Source organism: Nonomuraea sp. CA-218870 (assembly GCF_050936535.1).
In the GTDB taxonomy this organism is placed as follows: Bacteria; Actinomycetota; Actinomycetes; order Streptosporangiales; family Streptosporangiaceae; genus Nonomuraea; species Nonomuraea corallina.
Genome location: NZ_JBNJMN010000003.1, coordinates 187,649 through 207,025, shown reverse-complemented (window position 1 = coordinate 207,025; position 19,377 = coordinate 187,649). Strand labels below are relative to the sequence as shown.

18 protein-coding genes are annotated in these 19,377 nt (G+C 71.5%); 9 read left to right on the top strand and 9 right to left on the bottom strand.

What is annotated here, in order from left to right:
- Window positions 1–76 precede the first annotated feature (76 nt).
- Entirely contained in the window at window positions 77–1,612 is a 1,536-nt protein-coding gene (locus tag ACQEUU_RS35965; protein WP_433074950.1) for a long-chain-fatty-acid--CoA ligase, read from the top strand.
- A gap of 104 nt (window positions 1,613–1,716) precedes the next feature.
- Here the strand turns inward: ACQEUU_RS35965 and ACQEUU_RS35960 are convergent, their stop codons facing one another.
- The 4 genes from ACQEUU_RS35960 to ACQEUU_RS35945 all read right to left on the bottom strand — a co-directional run bounded on the left by ACQEUU_RS35960 (window position 1,717) and on the right by ACQEUU_RS35945 (window position 6,988).
- Complete coding sequence (locus ACQEUU_RS35960) at window positions 1,717–2,976, bottom strand: class I SAM-dependent methyltransferase (protein ID WP_433074947.1); 1,260 nt, start codon at window positions 2,974–2,976, stop codon at window positions 1,717–1,719.
- Between the two features lie 4 nt (window positions 2,977–2,980).
- Entirely contained in the window at window positions 2,981–4,330 is a 1,350-nt protein-coding gene (locus ACQEUU_RS35955) for an FAD-binding oxidoreductase (RefSeq protein WP_433074944.1), read from the bottom strand.
- A gap of 133 nt (window positions 4,331–4,463) precedes the next feature.
- On the bottom strand, window positions 4,464–5,444 hold the full coding sequence (locus ACQEUU_RS35950) for an NAD(P)-dependent oxidoreductase (RefSeq protein ID WP_433074941.1): 981 nt from the start codon (window positions 5,442–5,444) through the stop codon (window positions 4,464–4,466).
- Window positions 5,441–6,988 (bottom strand): serine/threonine-protein kinase, encoded by a 1,548-nt coding sequence (locus ACQEUU_RS35945; RefSeq protein WP_433074938.1) that lies wholly within the window; start codon window positions 6,986–6,988, stop codon window positions 5,441–5,443. The genes ACQEUU_RS35950 and ACQEUU_RS35945 overlap by 4 nt, the downstream gene beginning before the upstream one ends.
- Window positions 6,989–7,140: 152 nt before the next feature.
- Here ACQEUU_RS35945 and ACQEUU_RS35940 point away from each other — a divergent pair, with 152 nt between their 5' ends.
- Window positions 7,141–8,262: a CaiB/BaiF CoA transferase family protein gene (locus tag ACQEUU_RS35940; RefSeq protein WP_433074935.1), complete on the top strand. Its 1,122-nt coding sequence runs from the start codon at window positions 7,141–7,143 to the stop codon at window positions 8,260–8,262.
- Window positions 8,263–8,327: 65 nt separating this feature from the next.
- Here ACQEUU_RS35940 and ACQEUU_RS35935 read toward each other — a convergent pair whose 3' ends face one another.
- Complete coding sequence (locus tag ACQEUU_RS35935) at window positions 8,328–9,563, bottom strand: FAD-dependent monooxygenase (RefSeq protein WP_433074932.1); 1,236 nt, start codon at window positions 9,561–9,563, stop codon at window positions 8,328–8,330.
- 91 nt (window positions 9,564–9,654) lie between these two features.
- Between ACQEUU_RS35935 and ACQEUU_RS35930 the strand changes: the two genes are divergently transcribed.
- Window positions 9,655–10,182 (top strand): TetR/AcrR family transcriptional regulator, encoded by a 528-nt coding sequence (locus ACQEUU_RS35930; RefSeq protein ID WP_433074929.1) that lies wholly within the window; start codon window positions 9,655–9,657, stop codon window positions 10,180–10,182.
- Window positions 10,183–10,212: 30 nt separating this feature from the next.
- On the opposite strand, the gene ACQEUU_RS35925 is transcribed toward ACQEUU_RS35930, so the two are convergent.
- Complete coding sequence (locus ACQEUU_RS35925; protein ID WP_433074926.1) at window positions 10,213–10,665, bottom strand: GyrI-like domain-containing protein; 453 nt, start codon at window positions 10,663–10,665, stop codon at window positions 10,213–10,215.
- Between the two features lie 97 nt (window positions 10,666–10,762).
- Between ACQEUU_RS35925 and ACQEUU_RS35920 the strand changes: the two genes are divergently transcribed.
- The 4 genes from ACQEUU_RS35920 (at window position 10,763) to ACQEUU_RS35905 (ending at window position 15,252) form a co-directional block, all read left to right on the top strand.
- Entirely contained in the window at window positions 10,763–12,202 is a 1,440-nt protein-coding gene (locus ACQEUU_RS35920) for a GuaB1 family IMP dehydrogenase-related protein (RefSeq protein WP_433074923.1), read from the top strand.
- Between the two features lie 76 nt (window positions 12,203–12,278).
- Window positions 12,279–12,653: an FKBP-type peptidyl-prolyl cis-trans isomerase gene (locus tag ACQEUU_RS35915; protein ID WP_270158480.1), complete on the top strand. Its 375-nt coding sequence runs from the start codon at window positions 12,279–12,281 to the stop codon at window positions 12,651–12,653.
- Between the two features lie 160 nt (window positions 12,654–12,813).
- Window positions 12,814–14,340: an ATP-dependent DNA ligase gene (locus tag ACQEUU_RS35910; RefSeq protein ID WP_433074919.1), complete on the top strand. Its 1,527-nt coding sequence runs from the start codon at window positions 12,814–12,816 to the stop codon at window positions 14,338–14,340.
- A 318-nt stretch (window positions 14,341–14,658) separates the two neighbouring features.
- Window positions 14,659–15,252 carry a septal ring lytic transglycosylase RlpA family protein gene (locus ACQEUU_RS35905; protein ID WP_433074916.1) on the top strand — a complete coding sequence of 198 codons (594 nt, stop codon included), beginning with the start codon at window positions 14,659–14,661 and terminating at the stop codon, window positions 15,250–15,252.
- Window positions 15,253–15,310: 58 nt separating this feature from the next.
- Here the strand turns inward: ACQEUU_RS35905 and ACQEUU_RS35900 are convergent, their stop codons facing one another.
- Window positions 15,311–15,814 (bottom strand): MarR family winged helix-turn-helix transcriptional regulator, encoded by a 504-nt coding sequence (locus ACQEUU_RS35900; RefSeq protein ID WP_433074913.1) that lies wholly within the window; start codon window positions 15,812–15,814, stop codon window positions 15,311–15,313.
- 91 nt (window positions 15,815–15,905) lie between these two features.
- Between ACQEUU_RS35900 and ACQEUU_RS35895 the strand changes: the two genes are divergently transcribed.
- Entirely contained in the window at window positions 15,906–16,682 is a 777-nt protein-coding gene (locus tag ACQEUU_RS35895) for an alpha/beta fold hydrolase (RefSeq protein WP_433074910.1), read from the top strand.
- A gap of 155 nt (window positions 16,683–16,837) precedes the next feature.
- On the opposite strand, the gene ACQEUU_RS35890 is transcribed toward ACQEUU_RS35895, so the two are convergent.
- The gene (locus ACQEUU_RS35890; protein WP_433074907.1) at window positions 16,838–17,428 is read right to left on the bottom strand and encodes a DUF1707 and DUF4870 domain-containing protein; all 591 of its coding nucleotides are present in this window, start codon (window positions 17,426–17,428) and stop codon (window positions 16,838–16,840) included.
- Between the two features lie 433 nt (window positions 17,429–17,861).
- Here ACQEUU_RS35890 and ACQEUU_RS35885 point away from each other — a divergent pair, with 433 nt between their 5' ends.
- On the top strand, window positions 17,862–18,209 hold the full coding sequence (locus ACQEUU_RS35885; RefSeq protein WP_433074904.1) for a hypothetical protein: 348 nt from the start codon (window positions 17,862–17,864) through the stop codon (window positions 18,207–18,209).
- A 56-nt stretch (window positions 18,210–18,265) separates the two neighbouring features.
- Here the strand turns inward: ACQEUU_RS35885 and ACQEUU_RS35880 are convergent, their stop codons facing one another.
- Window positions 18,266–19,336, bottom strand: coding sequence for a DUF4192 domain-containing protein (locus ACQEUU_RS35880; RefSeq protein ID WP_433074901.1), 1,071 nt, complete (start codon window positions 19,334–19,336; stop codon window positions 18,266–18,268).
- Between the last annotated feature and the right edge of the window lie 41 nt (window positions 19,337–19,377).

The following is a 19,377-nucleotide window of genomic DNA, read 5'->3' as shown; positions in this document are numbered from 1 at the left end:
GAAGTCTGCCCCTACTGGCCGGTATGTCCGTGGTGCGAAGATGTGGCTCCAAGGTTCAACGAGGAGAGAAGGCGTCATGCTCAACCTGTCGATCGTCCTGGAAGACAGCGCCAGGAACACCCCGGAGAACACGGCCGTCGTCTTCGGCGACATGCGGCTGCCGTACTCCATGATCGACACAGTGGCCAACCAGGTCGCCAACCTGCTGGTCTCGCGCGGCATCGGCAAGGGCGACAAGGTCGCGGTCTCCTGTCCCAACCTGCCGTACTTCCCGTTCGTCTACTTCGGCATCCTCAAGGCCGGGGCGGTCGTGGTGCCGCTGAACGTGCTGCTGCAGTCCAGGGAGATCGCCTACCACCTCGACGACAGCGACGCCAAGGCGCTGTTCTGCTTCGAGGGCACCCCCGAGCTGCCCCTGGGCGAGCGGGGCAGGGCCGGGTTCGAGGCGGCCGAGGGATGCGACCACTTCTTCGTGCTCCCGGCCACGCCGCTGGCGACCGAGTCCGAGTACGGCGAGTCGTTCTGGGCGGCGCTGGGCGGGATGTCGGGCGAGTTCGAGACCGTGCAGACCGCGGCCGACGACACGGCCGTGATCCTCTACACCTCGGGCACCACCGGCCAGCCCAAGGGCGCCGAGCTGAGCCACCAGAACATGCTGATGAACGTCCTGGTCAACGACAAGATGTTCCCGCGCACCGAGGGCGGCGACACCTACCTGGGCGTGCTGCCGCTGTTCCACTCCTTCGGGCAGACCGTGATCATGAACACCGGGTTCATGCGGGGCGCCAAGCTCGTGCTGATGCCGCGCTTCGAGCCGGGCGAGGCACTGGAGCTGATGCGCCGCGAGGAGGTGACGTTCTTCGCGGGCGTGCCGACCATGTACTGGGCCATGCTGACCAAGATCCACGCGGAGGGCGCGGAGAAGCCGTCCTCGCTGAAGATCGCGGTGGCGGGCGGCTCGGCCTCCCCCGTCGAGGTGCTCAAGGACTTCGAGCAGACCTTCGGCGTCGCCATCCTGGAGGGCTACGGCCTGTCCGAGACTTCCCCCGTGGCCAGCTTCAACCAGCCGGGCCGCCCGGCCAAGGCCGGCACCATCGGCACCCCGATCTGGGGCGTGGAGATGAGGCTGGTCGACCACGACTGGAAGACCGTCGAGGGCGAGGGCCCCGGCGAGATCGCGATCCGCGGCCACAACATCATGAAGGGGTACTACGGCCGCCCCGAGGCCACCGACGAGGTGATGCGCGACGGCTGGTTCCGCACCGGCGACATCGCCACCGTCGACGCCGACGGCTACTACTCGATCATCGACCGGGCCAAGGACCTGATCATCCGCGGCGGGTTCAACGTCTACCCGCGCGAGGTGGAGGAGATCCTCATGACCCACGAGGCGGTCTCGCTCGCGGCGGTGGTGGGCGTGCCGCACGACTCCCACGGCGAGGAGGTCAAGGCGTACGTCATCCTCAACCCGGGCGCGAGCCTCACCGAGGCCGAGCTGACCGCCTGGGCCAAGGAGAACATGGCGGCGTACAAGTACCCCAGGATCATCGAGTTCCGCGACACCCTGCCCATGACCGCCACCGGCAAGATCCTCAAGCGCGAGCTGCGCTAGGCGGGGAGCGGTCGCGCGTCCTGTCCGGGGCCGTCCGGCGTCCCGCCGGCGGCCCCGGCTGCGGGCACCCGATCGCGACGTCGTACGAGGTGCCCGGGAGCTGATCAGGGCCAGTCGCGGGCCGGGCGCAGCGGCATGCCCGAGCGTCCCTGGTCGTCGAGCTTGACGCCGAGCACCTGGTGGAGCTGGACCTTGTTGCTCTCGAAGCCGACGACGCAGCCCGCCATGTAGAGTGCCCAGACCCGGGCGGTGCCCATGCCCACCTCCCGGACCGCGTCCGCCCAGTTGGCGTCCAGGTTGGCGCACCAGTGGCTCAGGGTCTTGGCGTAGTGGTGACGCAGGTTCTCCTCGTGGTGGATCTCGAAGCCGTTGTCCTCCATCTGCCGGATGAGGTGGCCGACCGACTCCAGCTCCCCGTCGGGGAAGACGTAGCGGTTGATGAAGCCGCCCTTGTTGAACGTCTTCTCCTTGCCGGTGGGCCGGGTGATGCAGTGGTTGAGCAGGCGGCCGCCGGGCTTGAGCTTGCCGTGGAGGAAGCCGAAGTAGGCGGGCAGGTTGTCCTTGCCGATGTGCTCGGTCAGGCCGATCGAGCTGACGGCGTCGAAGCCGGTCTCGGGGACGTCGCGGTAGTCCAGGTGGCGGACCTCGGCGAGGTCCTGCAGCCCGGCCTCGGCGATGGCCTTCTGGGCGTACTCGGCCTGCTGGCGGCTGAGCGTCACCCCGAGCGCCCTGACGCCGTAGTGGCGGGCCGCGTGGATGACCATGCCGCCCCAGCCGCAGCCGACGTCCAGCAGCCGCATGCCCTCCTTGAGCCCGAGCTTGCGGGCCACCAGGTCGAACTTGGCGAACTGCGCCTCCTCCAGCGTGGCGTCCTCGGTGGGGTAGGTGGCGCAGGTGTAGGCCATCGACGGGCCGAGCACCCACTCGTAGAACCGGTTGGACACGTCGTAGTGATGGTGGATCGCCTCGGCGTCGCGCTGCTTGGCGTGTCGCGAGCCCAGCCTGGCCAGCGTGCTGGTGCGCACCTCCTGCGGCGGCAGGGGAACGCGCATGAGCAGCGGCTTGAGCCCCAGCGAGCGCACAGCCGCGATCTTCTCGGCCGTGGTCAGGTCGTTGGTGGTGATGTTCCGCATCCGGTCGAGCAGGGTGTAGAGATCACCGTGCACGTCGAGGTGGCCGGACACGTACGCCCGGGCCAGCCCCAGCTCGCCCGGCGCCTGTGCCATGTAGGCGACCGCGATCGGCGACTTGACCTCGATGGCGACCTCGGCGCCGTCGGGCCCTGCCTTGCTGCCGTCGTAGGCCATGAACGCGACGCCGGCTTCCGGACCGACGATCTTTTCGAAGATGGAAGCGAGAGCCATCACATCACCTTCCCCGCACGCACTTGTCGTACAGATCAAGCAGGCGCCCGCTCGGGTCGTATTCCCGCTTGACCAGCCAGTAGGCATCCCCGTTGTAGAGCCGCCAGAACTCGTCCCGGTCGTAGAAGGACGTCGAGTAGAGCGACTTGTGCCCGTCGAGCTCGTGCACCGCGTTCTCGATGAGCCGGTTGTGGTAGCCGTCGAACTGCCCTCGGGGCAGCGGCACCATCCCCCAGAAGCCGAAGTTCACGTACAGCTTGCCCGGCTCCAGCGGATAGAGGGGCCAGCGGGAGCTCGCCCGCAGCGGGCACATCCAGACCGGCGTCATGCCGACCCGGCCGTCGAAGAACTCCAGGAACTCCGCGCCCCGCTCGACCGGCACCTCGACGTCCTGGATGACGGACTCCTGCACCGGCCGGTCGCGCCAGCGGTCGATGCGGGCGGTGACGCCGTGCTTGCGGTCGAGGGCGACGAGCCTGCGGTAGACGTCGGAGCGCATCCAGCGGCGCGGCATGAAGGTGCGGACCACCGGCTGCTGCACGCCGAACGCGCGCGAGCACCAGAACCAGTCGGTGTCCCAGCGCCACAGATAGTCGCGCACCGTCAGCCAGTCACGGCCGCGCTGCCGGATCGACTGGTAATAAATTCGCATTCCGGTGTAATCGGAGACATAAGGGGCACGCTCGGCGAACCGGCCGACCGTGAGATAGAGCTCCTGCGGGCCGAAGAACACCCCGTCGACGAAGTCGACCGGCTCCCCGTCGTGCTCCATGCTGTCGCAGATCTCCTGCATGGCCAGCATGCACTTGTCGGCGTCGGTGAACCTGACGTGGGTGAGCCGCACGTACGGCCGCACCTCGCGCAGCTTGATCCGCAGGCGCAGCGCGTAGCCCAGGGTGCCGTAGGAGTTGGGGAACGCCCGGAACAGGTCCCGGTGCTCGTTGTCGTCGCGGGCGACGATGACCCGGCCGTCGCCCGTCAGGATCTCCAGCTCCTCGACCGACTCGTGCGGCAGGCCGTCGCGGAAGCTCGTCGACTCGATGCCCAGCCCCGTCACGGCCCCGCCCAGGGTGATGGTCTTGAGCTGCGGGACCACGTACGGCATCAGCCCGTGGGCGAGGGTGGCGTCCACCAGGTGCTCGTAGGTGGTCATGCCCTGGACCTCGGCGGTCATCGTCTCGGGGTCGACGCTGATGACCTCGTCGAGGTCCCTGGCCGACAGCTTGGCCGTCCTGCCCGGGTCGCGGAACCTGAAGAGGTTGGAGGTGGCCTTGGCCAGGCGGGGCGCGGTGCCGCCGGGGATCTCGGCGTACGAGCGCCGGATGTCCTCCACTGCACGTTGGTGTGTCGACATCGTCGTCTTCACGCAAGCACCCCCTAGAGCCGGCAGAGATCGTCCACAGAACGTTATCTCTCCGGAACACCGTGGAACAGACCGGGGTCGTTAACGACACGAAAACTGTTCTTTGTTCCAGCCAGGCGCACTATCAAACCGACGAATCCGGAAATTTTCTACTTATTATCGAAGGAACGCCATTGACCACGTGAGCCACCTCCCGGCCCTCGACGGCGGCGGCCAGGTTCTCCAGTGTGACCGTCATCAGGCGGCCGGTGGCCTCCTGGGTGACCCCGGCCACGTGCGGCGAGAGCAGCACGCCGGGCAGCTCGCGCAGCGGGTCACCGGCCGGCAGCGGCTCGGTGTCGAACACGTCCAGCGCCGCGCCCTCCAGGTGCCCAGCGCGCAGCGCCGCGACCAGCCCTTCCCGATCCACGACGCCGCCCCTGGCCGCGTTGACCAGCACGGCGCCCCGCTTGAGCCGGCGCGGGTCGATCAGGCCGCGCGTCTCCTCCGACAGCGCGATCACCACGACCACCACGTCGCTGGACTCCAGCAGGTCCTCCAGCGCGGTGTAGCCGGGGTCCTCGCGGGGCGTGCGCGTCCAGAAGGAGACCCGGCCGCCGAACGCCCGGAACAGCCGGACGCACGCCTCGCCGATCGGGCCGTGGCCGACGACGCCCACCCGGGCGGCGCCCAGCTCCCGGGGCCGGAGCGCCTGCTGCGGCCACTCCCCCGCGCGCACCGCCGCGTCGGCCGCGTCCAGCCTGCGGATCACGGCCAGGGCCGCCGCCACGCACCACTCGGCGACCGCGCCCGCGCTGACGCCGGCCGTGTTGGCCACCGGCACGCCGGCCGCGGCGAGCGCGGCCAGGTCGTGGCCGTCGACGCCGACGGACGGTTGCTGCACGAACGCCAGCCGGGGCGCGGCGGCCACGGCCTCGGCGTCCAGCGTCAGCTCGCCGGTCCAGTCGCCCAGCACGATCTCCGCCTCGGGCAGCGCGTCCAGCAGCGCCGCGCGGTCGCGGGAGGCGGGGACGCGCACGGACACCCGGTCGCCGAGCGGTTCGAGCAGGCGGCGGATCAGGTCTTCCGGCAGCGGCGGGAGCGCCAGCAGGCGCCACGGCGTCATGCGCCCACCGTGAAGCTCTCCATCACCCGGCGCATCAGGGCGGCGTTGCGCTGCCACTGCGCCTCGGTGACGGTCCAGGACAGGACGTAGGCGGTCTCGCCGACCGCCACGGCCCGGCGCACCTCGCGGTACTTCATGCCGGGGGCGGCCCACGGCGGCGTGCCGTCCTGCCCGGCGACCCAGGTGAACTCCCACTGCACGGCCTCGGCGCCCTGGTGGCTGACCCGCTTGCGGGCCACGCTGCGCAGCTCGTCGGCGCCCCCGGCCTTGAGGGCCGCCTCCTCGTCGCGCAGGAGCTGGTGCGGGTCGAGGCTGGCGTACACGGCCTCGACGGCCAGGTGCCCCGTCCGGTGCGGGTGGGTCCACTCGGCGTGGTGCTCGCCGCGCGAGCCCCTCCAGCCGGCCGGCCGCTCGATCGACCAGCCCGCGGGCGAGGTCCACGGCCGGAGCAGGGCCCGCGTCCTGGCGGGGGTCGGCGTCGCCGACGGCGTGACGGTCCGTTCAGGGGGCGGCGTGACGGCCTGCGGGGCGGTCGGCATCGGGCTGGTCGCCGCGGCCCGGTGCGCGAGCTGCGCGCTGCCCTCCGCGGGCGCGGTGGACCTGAAGTACGCGACCGCGCCCGCCGCCACGACCAGGACCGCCGCGGCGCCCGCCGCCGCGAGGGTACGGCCGAGCCTGCGGGACGCCCCGGGCAGGGGCGCGTCCATGTCGGCGGAGGCCGGCTTGGCCTGCAGGACGACGGCGAGCAGGTCGTCGGCCTCCCCGGCGGTCACCCGCTCGGCCGGGTCCTTGCGCATCAGCCCCTGCAGGATCGGGTGCATGGCGGGCGGGATGCGCCGGTAGTCGGGCTCCTCGTCGAGGATGGCCTTGAGCGTGGCCATCGGCTCACCGCGCTCGAACGGCGAGCGGCCGACCAGCGTGGCGTACAGGGTGGCGCCCAGCGACCACAGGTCGGAGGCCGGGCCCGCGTCCGTGCCGCGCACCCGCTCGGGCGCCAGGAAGCCGGGTGAGCCGGTGACCATGCCGGTCCTGGTGAGCGACGCCTCGCCCTCGGCGGTGGCGATCCCGAAGTCGGTGAGCACCGCCCGGCCGTCGTCGGTGAGCAGCACGTTGCTCGGCTTCACGTCGCGGTGCAGGATGCCCTGCCCGTGCGCGGCGACGAGCGCGGACAGCACCTGCCGCCCGACGTCGGCGGCCTGGCGCACCGGCAGCGCGCCCATGGTCGCCACGACCTCCTCGACGGACGGGGCGCGCACCAGCTCCATGATGATCCAGGGCCGGCCGTCCTCCTCGACGACGTCGTACACCGCGACCACGGAAGGATGGTTGAACTGGGCGGCGGTGCGGGCCTCCCGCGCGGTGCGGACCAGCTGGCGTTCCCTGTCGGCCTGGGGCAGGCCCTCGGGAAGCACCACCTCCTTGACCGCGCACTGCCGGTTGAGCAGCGTGTCGTGGCCTTCCCAGACCACGCCCATCCCACCGCGGCCCAGCGCCCGAACTAACTGGTAGCGCTTGGCGATCAGCCGGCTGCTGTCCGATTCCATGTCCTACCCCTGTAGACCACCCGAATAGTGGGCAAGTTTCCCATACCTCACCTGCCTCTGAAGGGTGGTCAGGCAGGCGGCTTGCCACAGTGCACCGAATGTTGTTCTACTGGGGCGAGTGTTCGCCTGTCGGTCATGAGAAGGAGACGCCGATGTCGCACGCTCGTCAGGGGCCGTTGTCCGGGATCCGGGTGCTCGAACTGGCGGGGCTGGCGCCGGGGCCGTTCGCCGGGATGATGCTCGCCGACCACGGCGCGGAGGTCGTGCGGGTCGACCGGGTGGCGGCGGTCTCCGACAGGCCGCGCACCGACGTGATGGACCGCGGCAAGCGCACGATCGGGCTCGACCTGAAGTCCCCCGAGGGCGTGGCGGCGTTCAAGGAGCTGGCCCGGCACGCCGACGTGGTGATCGAGGTGTTCCGGCCGGGCGTGGCCGAGCGGCTCGGCATCGGGCCCGAGGACCTGCACGCGGTCAACGAGCGCCTGGTCTACGGGCGGATGACCGGCTGGGGCCAGGACGGCCCGCTGGCGCCCACGGCCGGGCACGACATCGACTACATCGCCGTCTCCGGCGTGCTGTCGATGCTGGGCCGCGAGGGCGGCAAGCCCACCCCGCCGATCAACATCCTCGGCGACTTCGCCGGCGGCGGCCTCATGCTCGCGTACGGGGTGCTGCTGGCGCTGCTGGAGCGCGAGCGCACCGGCCTGGGCCGGGTGATCGACGCCGCCATGGTCGACGGGGCGGCGATCCTGTTCGCGATGTTCTACCAGGGCGTGAGCAGCGGCATGTGGGGACCGCGCGGCACGAACCTGCTCGACACCGGCGCCCCCATGTACGACACGTACGAGACCGCGGACGGCGGGTATCTCGCCGTGGGCTCGCTGGAGCCGCAGTTCTGGGACACGATGGTGTCGCTCATGGAGCTGTCGGACCTGCCGGACCGCAACGACCGGGCTCAGTGGCCCGCGCTCAAGGCACGGCTGGCGGAGGAGTTCGGCAAGCGGACCAGGGCCGAGTGGGAGGCGGTGTTCGAGGGCTCGGACGCGTGCGTGTCGCCGGTGCTGTCGATGGCCGAGGCCCCTGCCCACCCGCACAACGCGGCCAGGGGCAGCTTCGTCGAGGTCGGCGGCCTGAGCCAGCCCATGCCCGCGCCGCGGCTGGTCGGCGCGCCGGAGCCCGACCTGGCCCCCGCCACCCGCCTGGACGACCTGTCCGCCTGGGGCATCCCGGCGGACGCGGCGGCCAAGCTGCGCGCCCAGGGCGTACTCGCCTAGCCCGGCGCCTGCCGCCCGCCACCGCCCGCCACCGCCCGCCACCGCCCGCCACGCCCGCCGCCCGGTCATGGGCGGGCGGCGCCCTGTCCGCGCGCCACCTCGTACGGCGAGTAGTCCTTGAGGGTGACCGCGTCGTGCAGGCGCGCGCTCCTGCCGCCGAGCCTGCCGGCCGCCCTGATGACCGCGTCCGGGAGGCGGTCGAGCACCCGGGCGGCCTGGACCAGCGCCCACAGGTCGAACCGGCCGCCGGGGACGAGCCGCCTGGCCATGCCGAGCGCCAGCTTCCGGCTGCCGCGCACGTACGCGCCCAGCTCGGCCTCGTACGCGGGGAACGCCCGCGCGGGGTCGCCGCCCGCCGCGGCGAGCTCGCCCGCCAGCACGTACGCGCCCACCACGGCCAGGCTGGTACTGCCGCCGACGGCGGGCCCAGGGCAGTAGCCGGCGTCGCCGACGAGCGTGACGCGCCCGCTTGACCACGTGTCCATGCGCAGCTGCGTGATGCTGTCGAAGTAGAACGCGGGCGTGGCGTCCAGCTCGGCCAGCAGCCGCGGCACCTCCCAGCCGAGGCCGGCGAAGTGCTCGCGCAGCAGTTCCTTCTGCCGGGGCACGTCCCGGTAGTGGTAGTCGAGGGGGTCGCGGGTGCGGAAGAGGAAGACGGCCCGCGCGTCCGTCAGGTGGGCCGCCGAGTACAGGCCGACGAGCCGGTCGACGGCCGAGACGCCTTCCATGCTCCCTTCGAGGCCCAGGTGCTTCGGCACGGACGCCACCGCGAGGTAGGCGCCGATCCAGGCGGCGAAGCGTTCCTCGGGGCCGAACACCAGGCGGCGCACGTTCGAGTGCAGCCCGTCCGCGCCGACCACCAGGGCGAACCGGCGCGACGGCCCGCGCTCGAACTCCACCTCGCCGTCCTCGCGGATGGCCGTGATCGAGTCGTCGAAGACGTACTCGACGTCGTCGCGGCCGGCGTCGTGGAAGATCTCGCTCAGGTCGTCGCGCATGATCTCCACGTGCCGGTCCGAGATCGCGGCGACGAGCTTTCCGGTGCTCATCCGCACCGGCCTGGACCGGCCGGGGATGTGGAAGGTCAGCAGTTCGGTGCCGGTCTTCCTGGCTCTGACCTGGTCGAGCACGCCCATCTTGGCGGCGATGTCGACGGCGGGCGCGAACAGGTCGACCGCGTGGCCGCCGGTCTTGCGCAGCGCGGGGGCGCGTTCCACGACGGTGACCGTGAAGCCGTAGCGGGTGAGCCAGTAGGCGAGGACGGGGCCGGCGACGCTGGCGCCGGAGATGAGGACGCGCATGGACATCCCTCCTTACCTACCGGATGGTAAAATAACGGCTGCGATCGTCGCAAGAACTTACTTAACAATAGGTAAGGATTAGGATCGGGCCATGGCCAGGCCGAGTGACACCAGGGCGCGCATCCAGGCGGTGGCGCGCGAGCTGTTCGTGCGCCAGGGCGTGCAGAACACCAGCCTGCGCCAGATCTCCGACCGGCTCGGCATCACCAAACCGGCCCTCTACTACCACTTCGCCTCACGTGACGACCTGGTGCGCAGCATCGTGCAACCGCTCGTCGACGACATGGAACGGTTCGTGGCCGGCCGGGACCCGGGCGGCGATCCGCGTGAGCTGCTCGACGCCTACTTCGACATGATCTGGCGGCACCGCGAGGTGATCGTCATGGTGGTGCGCGAGATGTCCGTGCTGTCCTACCTCGACCTGGGCAAACGCATGATCGAATGGCGGCAGCGGCTGGTCGCCCTGCTGCTCGGCGACGACCTCACCACCACCCAGCGCATCCGGGCGACGATCGCGCTGGGCGGCCTGGCCGACTGCTCGGTCGAGTACGCCCACCTGCCCGCCGAGGAGGTCAAGCCGACGGCCGTCGAGGTCGCGGCCACCGCGCTCGGCTTCTGAACCGCTTACACGCGGCTTCTCAGACCGCTTCTAGACCGCGATGTAGAGGTCGACGCCCCCCGGGTGGTGCACCTCCACGTCGGTGGTGAACGACCTGGCCGGCGTGCCGCCCGACTCGGTGTGCTTCCACACCTGCTGCCAGGCCTCGGTCAGCGCCTGCGGCATCGGGCCGCGCGCCTCCACCTTGATGGTCGTGGCGGCCGGCACCCGCACCGCCACCATCCCCTCGGGCAGCCGCGGCACCGTGCGCACGGCGGTGCCGACGATCTGCGTGTAGGGCCCGTGGTGGTCGCTCTCGTAGTCGGTGAGCACCGCGTACAGGTTCTCGTCCACGCGGTTGGGCACGTGGGCGAACGCCCCCGGGGCGCCGGCCCTCCGCCACAGGACCGGCAGCCTCGCCCGCGCCGGGTCCATCTCCTCGGCGTTCGTGGTGCGCACGACGAACCCGACGACGATCATCTCGCCCCGATCGGTGACGTCCACACGCCCTCCCTCCCCATAAGCATCCGGGCCCGATCATAAGCCCCTGAGAAAGGGGGAAATCTCAGGTGGCAGCATTCACGACATAAGATGGATCAACGTGAAATTTCTGAACGGCATGGCCCCGCCCTATGACCTGACCTACAGCGACGTGTTCATGACGCCGTCACGCTCCTCGGTCGGGTCGCGGCTCGAGGTCGACCTGTCCACGCACGACGGCACCGGCACCACCATCCCGGTCGTCGTGGCCAACATGACCGCGGTCGCCGGCCGGCGCATGGCCGAGACCGTGGCCCGCCGCGGCGGCATCGCGGTGATCCCGCAGGACATCCCGTTCGACGTGGTCGCGGACGTGGTCGACTGGGTCAAGCGGCGCGACCTCGTACACGACACGCCGCTCGTGCTCACCCCGCACGACACCGTGGGCGAGGCGCTGCAGCTGCTGCCCAAACGGGCGCACGGCGCCGTCATCGTCGTCGACTGGGAGAACCGCCCCGTCGGCGTGGTCACCGACGCCGACTGCAAGGGCGTCGACATGTTCACCCAGCTCGCCCAGGTGATGTCCAGCGAGCTGCTCACGCTGCCGGCGGGGCTCGCCCCGCGCGAGGCGTTCGACCGGCTGCACGAGGGACGGCACCGGCTGGCGCCCATCGTGGACGAGGCGGGCGGCCTGGTCGGCATCCTCACCCGTACCGGCGCGCTGCGCGCCACCCTCTACCAGCCGGCCCTGGACGCCGGCGGACGGTTGCGGGTCGCCGCCGCCGTCGGGGTCAACGGCGACGTCGCGGCCAAGGCGGAGGAACTGCTCGGAACCGGCGTCGACTGCCTGGTCGTCGACACCGCCCACGGGCACCAGGAGAAGATGGTCGCGGCGCTGCGCGCGGTGCGGGCGCTGGACCCGGGCGTGCCTGTCGCGGCAGGCAACGTGGTCACCGCCGCCGGCGTGCGCGACCTGGTGGAGGCGGGCGCCGACATCGTCAAGGTCGGCGTCGGGCCCGGCGCCATGTGCACGACCCGGATGATGACCGGGGTGGGCCGGCCGCAGTTCTCCGCCGTGCTGGAGTGCGCCGCCGAGGCGCGCAGGCTCGGCCGGCACGTGTGGGCCGACGGCGGCGTCCGCCACCCGCGCGACGTGGCGCTGGCCCTCGCGGCGGGGGCGTCCAACGTGATGATCGGCTCCTGGTTCGCCGGTACGTACGAGTCGCCCGGCGACGCCCACACCGACGCCGACGGCCGCATCTACAAGGAGAACTTCGGCATGGCCTCCGCCCGCGCCGTCCGGCTGCGCACCGCCGACGACAGCGCGTTCGACCGGGCCAGGAAGGCGCTGTTCGAGGAGGGGATCTCCACCTCGCGCATGTACCTCGACCCGCGCCGGCCCAGCGTGGAGGACCAGATCGACGCGATCGTGGCGGGACTGCGCTCGTCGTGCACGTACGCGGGCGCGACGAACCTGGAGGAGTTCCACGAGCGCGCGGTCGTCGGCGTCCAGAGCTCCTCCGGATACTCGGAGGGCATGCCGGTCCACATCAGCTGGTGACCCCGGCGGGGCAACCGGCCTCGTCCCGACCGCGTAGAGTCGTCAGGTTCATTGCCATCGTCAACAGGAGCACTTCGTGGCACTCTCGAAGCCGGAGATCGACTTCCCTGGCGGCAACCCGCCCGCCGACCTGGAGATCGAGGACATCGTCGTCGGCGACGGCCCCGAGGCCAAGCCCGGCCACCAGGTCAGCGTCCACTATGTCGGCGTCGCCTTCTCCACGGGCGAGGAGTTCGACGCGTCGTGGAACCGCGGCCAGGCGTTCGAGTTCCCGCTGGGCGGCGGGCGCGTGATCGCGGGCTGGGACCAGGGCGTCGCGGGCATGAAGGTGGGCGGCCGGCGCAAGCTCGTCATCCCGCCCCACCTGGGCTACGGGAACGCCGGCGCCGGCGCCCGCATCAAGCCCGGCGAGACGCTCATCTTCGTCGTGGACCTGCTCGGCGTCCGCTGACGTCCCGATGCCCCGCCCTCGCCGGAGGGCGGGGCATCCCACCCCCGTCCCACGCCTCTCCCCCCATCACGGCCCCCGCGCCCCTCGGCTGCCGGTGCTCTCGCGGCGGGGCGTCGACGGGGATTGCGGAAATGTCGTGGAAGTGAGGCACGATAGCGGTGTGCTGCTGATCGACGTGGTCCGGGTGTCCCAGGCGGTGGCCCGCACGCCCGCGCGGCTGGGCAAGATCGGTCACCTGGCCGAGCTGCTCGGCCGGGTCGGCCCCGACGAGGCGGAGATCGCCATCTCCTACCTGTCGGGTGAGCTGCCCCAGCGCCAGATCGGCGTGGGCTGGCGTTCCCTGCAGGACGTGCCCGCCCCGAAACTGGCCGCGACCGCCACGCTGACCGACGTCGACTCCCTGCTCTCCAGGATCAAGGCCGTGTCCGGCCAGGGCTCCCAGGCGATCCGCAGGACGCTGGTGCGGGAGCTGTTCGCGGGGCTGACCAGCCAGGAGCAGGCGTTCATGCTCAAGCTGCTCGGCGGCGAGCTCCGGCAGGGCGCGCTCGACGGCGTGATGATCGAGGCGGTGGCCAAGGCGTCCGGGGCGCCGTCGGCCGACGTCCGCCGGGCGCTCACGCTCCGCGGCTGGCTGCCCGCCGTCGGCGCGGCCGCGCTGGCCGGCGGCGTGCCGAGTCTCAAGGCGTTCCGGCTGGAGGTGGGCCGACCGGTCTCGCCCATGCTGGCCGGCAGCGCCCCCGACGTGGCCGCCGCCCTGACGAAGGCGGGCGCCCCCGCCGCGTTCGAGTGGAAGCTCGACGGCATCCGCGTCCAGGCGCACCGCTCGGGCGCGGAGGTCAGGGTCTTCACCCGTACGCTCGACGACATCACCTCCCGGGTCCCCGAGCTGGCGGAGGCCGTGCTGGCGCTCCCGGTGCGCGACGCGGTGCTCGACGGCGAGGTGCTCGCGCTCCGCCCCGACGGCCGCCCGCATCCCTTCCAGGTGACGGCCGCCCGCACCGGCAGCAAGATCGATATCGACCGGCTGCGTGAGGCGACGCCGCTGAGCGTCTTCTTCTTCGACGCGCTCCGGATCGAGGGCTCCGACCTGCTCGACCTGCCGTACGCCGACCGCCAGGAGGCGCTGACGGCGGCGGTCCCCGCGCCGTTGCTCACCCCACGCCTGGTCACCGCTGACGTGGCGGAGGCGGAGCGGTTCTTCGCCGAGGTGGTGCGGGCCGGCCATGAGGGGCTGGTGGTCAAGGCGCTGTCGTCTCCTTACGCGGCGGGCCGGCGCGGCGCGGGCTGGATCAAGGTCAAGCCGCGCCACACGCTCGACCTGGTGGTGCTGGCCGCCGAGTGGGGTCACGGCCGCCGCGAGGGCAAGCTGTCCAACCTTCATCTCGGCGCCCGCGACCCGGAGACGGGCGGGTTCGTCATGCTGGGCAAGACCTTCAAGGGCCTCACCGACGAGCTGCTCGGCTGGCAGACCGAGCGTTTCCTGGAGCTGGCCGACGGTCCCACGACGGAGTGGACGGTACGGGTCCGTCCCGAGCTGGTGGTGGAGATCGCCTTCGACGGCGTGCAGCGCTCCCCCCGCTATCCGGGCGGCATGGCCCTGCGTTTCGCCAGGGTCCTGCGCTATCGCCCCGACAAGCGTGCCGAGGACGCCGACACGGTCGACACGGTCCGCTCCCTCATGGTCTAGCGCGCAGCCGCTCAGGCCCGGACGATCCGGCGACGCGCTTCGTCGACGGCTTGATCGGCCGCCGGGCAGGCAGCCCTTCGCGCTGACCGGCGGCATCCCCTCCACCCTCGCCGGCGGGTTCGGGTGGGTTCTCGGACGATCACCCTTTCGTGGGATATATCACCTAATGTCCGTTTAATGTGGCTTTGTCTGCTTTTAATGGAGTATGTTCTTCCCCGTCACAGGGGACGCCTGTCGTCCCCGCCTTTCCCCTCGGCCGGCGCGCTCCCCTCACTCATCCCGCACGGCCGCTGATGCCGACGAGGACCGTGGTCGACCGTGGGTCAGCATTCCGCCCCCAACCGCAGCAAGCCGGGCAAGCGCCGCTGGGCCGCCGTCGCGGCGGGCGGCGTCGCCGTGGCCGTCGCCGTCACCACCTGGGCGGCCCTGCAGGGAGACGCCGACGGCGGCACCACCCCGCTCGTCGCCGCCGTTCCCCCGCGGCCGCCCGTCTCCCCTGAGCAGGCCGAACCGCGGGCCGAGAGCCCGACCACCCCCACGCCGAAGGCCACCGCCACGCCCGCCGCTCAGGCCCCCGTGGCCGAGTCCGCGCCGAAGAAGAAGGCCGCGCCCAAGGTCCGGGTCGTCGCGTCCGGCAGGTGCGGAGCCTCGTACTACCACGAGCCCCAGATGACCGCGAGCGGCGAGCGCTTCAACCCGTCGGCCATGACCGCGGCCCACAAGACGCTCAAGCTCGGCAGCAAGGTGCGGGTCACCAACCCGGTCACAGGGAAGTCGGTCACGGTCCGGATCAACGACCGCGGCCCGTACATCGGAGGCCGCTGCCTCGACCTCTCCCGCGCCGCCTTCGCGAAGATCGGCAATCTCAACGCCGGGGTCATGAAGGTCGCGTACGAGGTCCTCGCGACCTGATCTCCCACCGGCGCGGCACCGGTCTTGTGGCGTTCCGAGCCGTGGCGCACGACGGGCCTCAATCCACCTCCACGTCGTCGAGCAGCCGGAGGAGGCTGGAGAGCACGTGGAGGCAGGCGTCGACCTCCTCCCCCGTCACATGTCCGGCGACCGGGCCGAGCATCGCGCGCTCACGGTCGATCACCGCGGTGATGGCCGCCCGGCCCTTCTCGGTGAGCCGGACCAGCGAGGACCGTTTGTGCGCCGGATTGGCGGCGAACTCCACCAGCCCGAGCGCGGCCGCGTCGTTGCTCATGCGCTGCACGAACTGGCGGCTCAGCGCCTGTGCCCGGCCCATCTGGGGGACGGTCATGGGTCCGTGCTCGCGCAGCAGGTTGAGCACCGCCCGGACGCCGACCGACAGCCCTTCGATGGGCGCGTCCTGCTCCACCTTGCGATGGGCCCGCCGGTAGAGCGGCCCCACGAGGTCGAACACCTCGACGAGCCGGTCGGCCGGCTCAGCGGAAGCACTGCCGGTCCCGGCCGGCTCCCTGGAGCTCGGCCGGCGGTTTGTTTCGGTCACTCCCTCATGATGACACCTCGGTTGCCATGCGGTGGCGTCCAAATGACACCTTAGTTGCCAAGATGGGCCGTGAAATGACACTCTGGTTGTCATGAATGATCTGTTCTGGATGGACGCCGGCGTCGGCCGTCCGGTCGTCCTGCTGCACGGAGGGTTCCTGGACCATCGGATGTGGGAGGACCAGACCCCGGTCCTCGCCACCGGGCATCGCGTCATCGTGCCGGACGCCCGCGGTCACGGCCGATCCGCCAACGCCACCGGGCCGTACCGGCTCACCGACGACCTCGCCGCCCTGCTCCGCCACCTGGACACCGGCCCCGCGGTCCTGGTGGGTCTCTCCATGGGAGGAAGCATCGCGATAGACACCGCGCTGGAACATCCCGACCTCGTCAGCGCGGTGGTCGTCAGCGGAGTGGGCACCAGCGAGCCGTACTTCACCGACCCGTGGACCATCCGGGCCATGGCCGCCTGGCACGGCGCGATGGCCGCCGGGGACCTCGACGCCTCCATCGACAGCTTCCTGCTCTTCGCCGCCGGCCCGCACCGCGCCCTGGACGACGTCGATCCGCGGGTCACCGGCCGCCTGCGCCAGATGGCCGAGGACACCATGGCCAAGCACAGTCCCGGCGAGCCCCACCACCTCGCCCCCGTGACCGGCACCTGGGAGCGCCTCCCCACGATCAGCGTCCCCGTGCTGGCCGTCAACGGCGCCCTCGACTCGCCCGACCACCTCGGCATGGCCGCACGCCTGATCGACGCCGTGCCCGACGGCCGCGCCCGCGCCGTCGACGGTGCCGCTCACTATCCGAACATGGAACGCCCGAACGCCTTCAACGCGATCATCGACGACTTCCTGCGCACCGTGTGACCGGTCCGCGTCCCGTGCTCTCCCACGGACGGCTGAACGACAGATGGTGACAGGACCAGCCGACATCCTTCGTACGGTGACGAAACACGCCGAAGACGGAGCACCCGCCTTCGGATGAAAGCGGGTTCGCTTTCCAGCGAAGCGCCCGGTGGCGGTTACTTCACCATCCGGATCGTCAGCGGGTAGCGGTATTCGCCGCCCGACAGGGCCGAGACGCCCGCCACGATGGACAGGACGACACCGACCACCCAGATGACCGGCACCAGCACCAGGCCGACGATCGTGATCGGGAGCAGGATGGACGCGCCCACGAGCGTGAGGTGGAAGTTCAGCGCCTCCACCGAGTGACGGCGGATATAGGGGGAGGTCTTGCCGGCCGTCAGCATCAACAGGAGCGGACCGGCGACCGGGAAGCCGAGCAGGGTGAGCAGGTGCGCCGCGGAGGCGCCGAGGCGCTCGTTGCTCTCCGGCTCGGCCATGGGACGGGGCGCGGCCGGCTGCGGCGCCGCCAGGCGAGGCACGGCGTGAGCGCCGTAGAGCTCGGTCATGATCGGCATGAGGTCGCCGTGGGTGCGCGCCGTCATCGCGCGCTCCAGCCTCTCGTCGAACTCGAGCTTGTCGAAGCGGCCCTCGGCGAACGCGAGCTTGACGTGTTCCACCACGTGTTCGCGGTCCTGGTTGGAGACGCGCAGCTCGGGTGGCGGCGCGTATCCGCGCCTGGCAGATGTGGGTACCCCGGCCATCATGATCGCGCGGAGGAGACCGCCGGCGTCGGCCGGCGGGAGAACCCGCGCTCCCTCCCTCCGTATGCGGTCGGCGTGTGCCGATGGTGTGACGGTCTCGATGCCGTTCGCCCGGGGAGACGCACCGCCGCGGCCACGTGCCGGCCGCGCTCCCGCCCCACGCCTGAGCCTGGACGCCGGCGGCCGTCCACCGCGTGAACCTCCCTCACGTGACCTTCCCCCTCGAAGAGGGAGGCGGCCTTCCGGGGAGCGGCCCTCCGAACAGCGGCTCTTCAGGGAGTGGCGGAGTCACAACAGCCAGGCCTCTTTCCCGAGGATGCGAACGGTCACTTCAATAGTGCTCGGCGGAGGCCCCGGCGGGCATCCGGAGAATCCCGGAGGTATCCCCGAGATCTTCCCCGACGCACCTGAGCGTTCGACGGTATAAAAAGGATGCATGAGATGGCGAGACCGCTACGGCCTCCGGCGGCTGCGTGGCGACAAAATCGCGAAGTTCGATCGCGAGGCCACCGACGCCGACATCGAAGCGCTCATCGCCTTCGCCAAGTCACGGCGCGGGGTTGAGTTCTACGTCGAGCCCGAGACGTTCGCGACGGACACCACCGCGGTCGCCGTCGCCGACGACGGCGAGTGGACGCGACGCAGGGTGGGATCGCCGGCGGTGATCCACAAGGTGGCCCGTGATCTGGCATTACCGGTCTACGACGTGCAGCTGACGGGCTATCCGCCCCGCATGCGCGCCTACAACGAGCGACGCCGTCAAGAAGGCGACAGAGGGCTCTGACCGCGGCGCGTCTCCCCAGGCGATCCCCTGACCGGGAGCCGTCCGACCCGGCGCCGTCAGGCGAACGGCTCCGGGTCGTCCGCGCTCAGGCCGGGGACGGGCAGAAGCCAGGAGGCTCTGGGCTCGCCCATCGCGGCGTCGAGTTCGGCGGGCGTGGGCATCCGGCCGTCCATGACTCCCGGTGGCAGCAGGTGCTGGAGGGCGTGCATGAGCAGGTTGCCCATCGAGTAATGAGGGTCGAGACTCAGCGCCCGCTCCAGGGCGATCGTGGCCAGGACGCTGTCACCGGCCCGCCAGGCCGCCATGGCCAGGAGGGACGCCGCCGGAGGGACGAAGGCGGGCTCCAGGCGGCGGGTGAGGTCCTTCCACAGGGCGATGTGGGAGTCGTCCATCAAGGTCCAGGCCTCGTCGCGGACTCTGATGACCGCGAGGTCGAGGCCCAGCCTGGCGGCCTCGGCGTCGTCGAGCCGGTCGCCGATGGCGCCCCTGGCCAGGGCGGCGCGAACGCGGGCGAGGCCTTGCGCGACGAAGTCCGCGGTGAAGCCGTCGGGGTCGTGGGCGGCGGCCAGGGCCGTGCGCAGGTCGTGGACCGCCTCGGCCGTCGCCCGGCGCATCGCGAGTCGTACGGGGCCGCTCATCGGGGCGATCGTGCGCTGGAGGGTCTCGCGGTCGGGCAGGGCGACGAGGCCGCGCACGGTCGCCTCGGCGGCGACGCGGCTGCTCAGCGGGTCGTAGGGGGTGCCTTCCGGCGGGCAGCAGGTGGCGCTGTCGCACACGTAGGACCAGTAGCGGCCGTCGTGGGCGCGCAGCGCCTCGGCCACCTCCACGCCCGCGCGGGCGGCCGTCGCGGTGGCTTCGTCGACGCCCGGGGTGACGGTCTCCCCCGGGCCGTAGCCGACGATGACGACCTGGGTCACCTCCTCCCGTTCGAACAGCGGGACCAGCGGCGCGAGGGCGCCCGGTGGCACGGGGACGTTCCACCGGGCGGCCACCTTGGCCTGGCTGCGGGCGAGGCCGACGACGATGAGGCTGTCGGCCGGGTGGAACCCGACAAGATAGGGCACGGCGGCGAGGATGTCGGCCGGGCTGGTGAGGGTGAGGCAGGAGGCGGAGATGTCGGTCGTCATGGGCCCCGAGCGTGCCGCGTGACCCGCCCGGCGCGAGGTCC